At 71.7% G+C, this 5,093-nt stretch carries 5 protein-coding genes; all 5 read left to right on the forward strand.

All coding sequences use genetic code 11. The annotated features are described in order from the left end of the window. The first annotated feature begins 191 nt into the window (after positions 1-191). Genes AOK24_RS32170 through AOK24_RS32190 form a run of 5 tightly spaced genes read left to right on the forward strand, consistent with a single transcriptional unit; the run spans position 192 to position 5,013 of the window. On the forward strand, positions 192-557 hold the full coding sequence (locus tag AOK24_RS32170) for a TadE/TadG family type IV pilus assembly protein (RefSeq protein WP_079057098.1): 366 nt from the start codon (positions 192-194) through the stop codon (positions 555-557). After that, the gene (locus AOK24_RS32175; RefSeq protein WP_055723558.1) at positions 554-1,891 is read left to right on the forward strand and encodes a TadA family conjugal transfer-associated ATPase; all 1,338 of its coding nucleotides are present in this window, start codon (positions 554-556) and stop codon (positions 1,889-1,891) included. The genes AOK24_RS32170 and AOK24_RS32175 overlap by 4 nt, the downstream gene beginning before the upstream one ends. A gap of 11 nt (positions 1,892-1,902) precedes the next feature. Beyond that, complete coding sequence (locus AOK24_RS32180; RefSeq protein WP_055723559.1) at positions 1,903-2,847, forward strand: type II secretion system F family protein; 945 nt, start codon at positions 1,903-1,905, stop codon at positions 2,845-2,847. 16 nt (positions 2,848-2,863) lie between these two features. Then, positions 2,864-3,751, forward strand: a complete 888-nt coding sequence (locus tag AOK24_RS32185; RefSeq protein WP_055723560.1) for a DUF5936 domain-containing protein — start codon at positions 2,864-2,866, stop codon at positions 3,749-3,751. 8 nt (positions 3,752-3,759) lie between these two features. Beyond that, on the forward strand, positions 3,760-5,013 hold the full coding sequence (locus tag AOK24_RS32190) for a sensor histidine kinase (RefSeq protein WP_055723561.1): 1,254 nt from the start codon (positions 3,760-3,762) through the stop codon (positions 5,011-5,013). Positions 5,014-5,093: the final 80 nt, after the last annotated feature.

Raw genomic sequence — 5,093 nt, forward strand, 5'->3', positions numbered from 1 at the left:
GTGTCAGGAGGCGGGGACCGAGGATCTGCCGAGTGCCTGGCAAGGGGGAGCGCAGGTGGACTGCGGGGGGTCCGGGTTCGTGACCGCGACCGTTCGGCTTCAAGTACCCGTTCTCTTCCCGGGAGTTCTCTCCCTCCCCTTCGAAGTCACCGGACGCGCGGGGGCCGTCGAGGAATGGCATGGGCCCTGACATGAAGAAGCGTCGTGGAGACCGGGGCCAGGTCGCCATCGAGTACCTGGGGTTCCTGCCGATCCTGCTGCTCGTCGGCATGGCCGTCGTCCAGCTGGGGATCATCGCGTACGCCGGACAGCAGGCCGGTACGGCGGCGCGGGCCGGGGCGCGGAGCGAGGCGCGGGAGGCCGGGACGGCAGGGCAGGCGTGCGCGGACGCCGTCAGCGCGTGGCTGGACGCCGGCTGCGTCGCCGCGGACCTCGGGGACGACGTCCGGGTCACCTCCTCCGTCGACATCCCGTCCGTGTTCTTCGGGTGGGGCGACTTCGGCCCCGCCCAGCGGACCGCGACCATGCCGAACGACCAGCGAACGGAGTCCCCATGAGCCTCAGGGCACGGATCAGCACGCCCGAGGAGAACGGCAGCCGGGGCGAGGACGGCCACCTGGTCGCGACGTACCGCGCGAAGCTCCTGGAGGAGATCGACCTCGCCGAGATGACGTCGCTCGCGGCGGCCGAACGCCGGGCCCGGCTCGAACGCGTCCTCGGCCACATCATCAGCCGCGAGGGCCCGGTCCTGTCGACGTCCGAACGCGCCAGGCTGATCAGGCGCGTTGTCGACGAGGCGCTCGGGCTCGGCATCCTGGAGCCGCTCCTCGAAGACGCCTCGGTCACCGAGATCATGGTCAACGGGCCGGACGCGATATTCGTCGAACGCGGCGGCAGGGTCGAGCAGTTGCCGCTGCGGTTCGCCTCCGCCGACCAGCTCATGCAGACCATCGAACGCATCGTCTCCACGGTCAACCGCCGCGTGGACGAGTCGAATCCGATGGTCGACGCCCGCCTGCCCTCCGGCGAACGCGTCAACGTCATCATCCCGCCGCTCTCCCTGACCGGCCCGATCCTCACGATCCGCCGCTTCCCCCGCTCCTTCACCCTCCACGAACTCGTCGGCTTCACCTCCCTAGACGAGCACATGCTGTTCCTGCTCGCGGGCCTTGTGCAGGCCAAGTTCAACGTGATCGTCTCGGGCGCGACCGGCACCGGCAAGACGACCCTCCTCAACGCCCTGTCCGGGCTGATCCCCGAGGGCGAGCGGATCATCACCATCGAGGACTCCGCCGAACTCCAGCTCCAGCAACAGCACGTCGTACGGCTGGAGTCGAGGCCGCCGAACGTCGAGGGCAAGGGCCACATCACGATCCGCGACCTGGTCCGCAACTCCCTGCGCATGCGCCCCGACCGGATCGTCGTCGGCGAGGTACGCGGCGGCGAGTCCCTGGACATGCTCCAGGCGATGTCCACGGGCCACGACGGCTCGCTCGCCACCGTCCACGCCAACAGCGCCGAGGACGCCCTCACCCGCCTCCAGACACTCGCCTCGATGTCCGACGTCGAGGTGCCCTTCGTCGCCCTGCACGACCAGATCAACAGCGCCGTCGACGTCATCATCCAGCTCACCCGGTTCGCCGACGGCGCCCGCCGCATCACCGAGATCGCGCTCCTCGACAGCCACGGCGGCGAACCGTACCGGCTGGCCACCGCCGCCCGCTTCGACGCCCTGCCGATGTCCTCCGACGGCCGCATCCACGGCAGCTTCCGCTACTTCCCCCTCCCGCGCCGCACCGCCGACCGCCTCTACATGGCGAGCCAGCCCATCCCACAGGCGTTCGGCGTGGCCCAGACCCCGGCCGAACTCGCGATCCGAGAAGCACGCTAGGCAGGACGACCATGGACCTCGACCAGCTCACCACGCTCACGACGGGCCTGACCGTCCTCACCCTCACCCTGGCCGTCGCGGGCCTGCACGCGTACGCCACCGGCCGCGCCCAGCGCGCCGCCCTCGTCGACCGGCTCTCCTACACCGGCCAACTGCCGCCCAGCGGGCGCCGCCGCCGCTTCCGCGACCTCGACCGCCGCATCCGCCGCACCGGCCTGGGCCGTTCGCTGGAACGCCGGCTCGCGACGACCGGACTCGACGTCACCCCGGGCGAGTTCACCGCCTACCTGCTCGGCGCGGTCGCCGGACTCTGGCTGGTCACCCAGGCCGTCCTGGCCCCCTTCTTCGGCCCCATCGCCGCTCTCGTCGCGGTCGGTTCGGCCGTCCAGTTCCTCAACTGGCAGCGCCAGAAGCGCATCGAGCGGTTCATCAACCAACTCCCCGAACTGGCCCGCATCCTGGCCAACGCCACCCAGGCGGGCCTTGCCCTGCGCACCGCGATAGGGATGGCCGCCGAGGAGCTGGAGGCGCCCGCCGGAGAGGAACTCGCCAAGGTCGCCAACCAGTTGGCGGTCGGCCAGTCCATGGACGACGCCCTCGGCGAACTCGCCGACCGGCTCCCCTCCCGCGAACTCGTCGTCCTCGTCACCACGTTGGTCCTCTCCAACAAGGCCGGTGGCCAAGTCGTGGGCGCCCTGCGGAACTTGACGGAGACGCTGGAGGAGCGCAAGGAGACCCGGCGCGAGATCCGCACCCAGCTCTCGCAGGTGAACCTCACCGCGTACGCCGTACCCCTCCTGGGCGTCGGCTCGTTGTTCCTGATGGACGGCGTCAAGGAGGGGGCCTTGGAGCGCATGACCGGCTCGCCGCTCGGTCAGGCCGCCGTCCTGATCGCCTTCGGCCTGTACGCCGTCGGCTTCGTCCTCATCCGGCGCATGTCCCGGATCGACGTCTGAGCGGGGGGAGTTGACCATGGCTCTGCTGCTCGCGCTCCTGATGGCGGCCTCCGTGTGGGGCGCCTTCACCGGCATCCGCATGTACCGCGCGGACGTCAAACTGCCCCCCGACCTCGCCCTCGCCTTGGAGGTCGGCGCGACCCGGACAGGCGCCGTGGACTCGGTGGTCGACCGCATGGGCATGCGGTACGCGCCCGCCGTCCTGCGCCTGATGGGCCCCCGCCTCGTCGCCAAGTACCGCCGCCGCATCGACCTCGCGGGCAACCCCGGCGGCCTCACCATCGACCGCTACGCCGCCCGCCGCGCCGTCTACGGCACGCTGGGGGCCGTCGGCGCCCTGATCTTCTTCCTGCGCGGCAACCCCCTGATCGCGCTGCTGATGCTCGCCTTCGGCGCCGTGTGGACCGAGGTCGGCATCTGGTCCGCGATCCGCGTCCGCAAGGACGTCATCGAACGCACCCTCCCCGACTTCCTCGACGTCCTCGCCGTCGTCGTCAGCGCGGGCCTCGGCTTCCGCCAGGCCCTCGACCGCGTCGCCACCCGCTACGAGGGCCCCTGGGCCGACGAGATCCGCATCACCCTGCGTCAGATGGACCTCGGCATGAGCCGCCGCGAAGCCTTCGCGGAACTGCGCCGCCGCAACGACTCCGAGCAGGTCGCCATGTTCGTCACGGCGTTGCAGCAGGGCGAGGAACTCGGCGCCCCCATCGTCGACACCCTCGTCTCCATCGCCAAGGACATGCGCCGCACCGACGCCCAGAACGCCCGCCGCAAGGCCGCCCGCGCGGTCCCCCGGGCCACTCTGATGATCACCACGTTCATGGTCCCGGCGACGATGCTCCTCCTCGGCGCCGGCCTGCTGCTGGGCTCGGGCACCGACTTCGGCACGATCACGGGGAAGTAGGCGCGGACATGGGGGCGTTGAGACGAAAGAAGGCGCACCGTCCGGCGGCCCCCTTCGCCCTCCAGGTCAACGCCCTCCAGGCGATGTCCCGCCAGGTCTTCGGCTTCCGCCTCGCGATGATCGCCCTCGCCGCACCCTCCGCCCTCCTCAACGCCTCACCCGGCGTGGGCGTCCGCCTCGTCGGCACGGCCGTCGTCGTCACCTTCATGGTGTCCTACGCCCTCCTGCGCGACTGGGAACGCTTCGCCCCACTGCTCCTGAGACACCCCACCCTCCTGGCGGTCGACACCCTCCTCGGCTCGCTCCTGCTCGTCTCCGCAGGCCCCGACACGACCCTCGCGTACGTCAGCGTCTGCACCCCCCTCCTCGCCGGGATCCTCTACGGCTGGCGCGGCGCCGCCTGCTTCGCCTCCCTGCAAGGGCTCATCCTGCTGCTCGTCCATACGACCCTGGCGGCCCGCTCCGGCGCCTCCGTCGCCGAACGGCTGCTGCTCCCCGGCTTCTGCGTCATCACCGGCGCGCTCGGCTCCGCCCTGCGGGGACTGATGCTGAGGTTCGGCGAGGCCACCGAGGCGCTCGCCGAGACCCGCGCCCGCCTCGCCGCCGCCGAGGCCGTCGCCGCCGAACGCGACCGCCTGGCACGGGAGATGCACGACTCCCTCGCCAAGTCCCTGTACGGCGTCGCCCTCGCCGCCGAGGCGCTCGCCGCCGGGGCCGAGCAACCCGTGCGCGAACAGGCCGAGTCGATCGCCGGCGCCGCCCGGCGCGCGGCCGGGGAGTCACGGGACCTGCTGACCGACCTGCGGCTCGGGACGGGCGAGGAACTGGACGTACTCGACGAACTCGCCTCGCGGGCCACGGACTTCGCGACCCGCACCGGCCTGCCGACGACCTATCGCGCGACCGGTGAGCGCAGCGCCGTACCCGTACCGCCGTTCGTCGCGCGGGAGTTGCTCACCATCGCCGCCGAGGCGCTCGACAACGCGCACCGGCATGCCGACGCCAGTCGCGTCGAGGTGAGCGCCGGGGTGCACGGGGACGTCCTGCGCGTCACCGTCCACGACGACGGCAAAGGGCTGCCGCCCGGCACCAGCCTCGACGCGCTGCGGCGGGCCGGGCACTTCGGGCTGCTCGGGATGAGCGAACGTGCCGTGGCCCTCGGGGCGCGGCTGCGGATCGGGCGGGGCGGGCCGGGGACCGAAGTGAGCGTCGAGCTTCGACTCCCGCTCCGGGTGGGACAGTTCGAGAAGGGGGCGGCGTGACGGAAGGGGCTCGGAGGATGAAGGTTCTCGTGGCCGACGACAATCCCGTGGTCCGCGCGGGGCTCGCCGCGCTGCTCGGC

The organism is Streptomyces niveiscabiei (genome assembly GCF_001419795.1).
In the GTDB taxonomy this organism is placed as follows: domain Bacteria; phylum Actinomycetota; class Actinomycetes; order Streptomycetales; family Streptomycetaceae; genus Streptomyces; species Streptomyces niveiscabiei.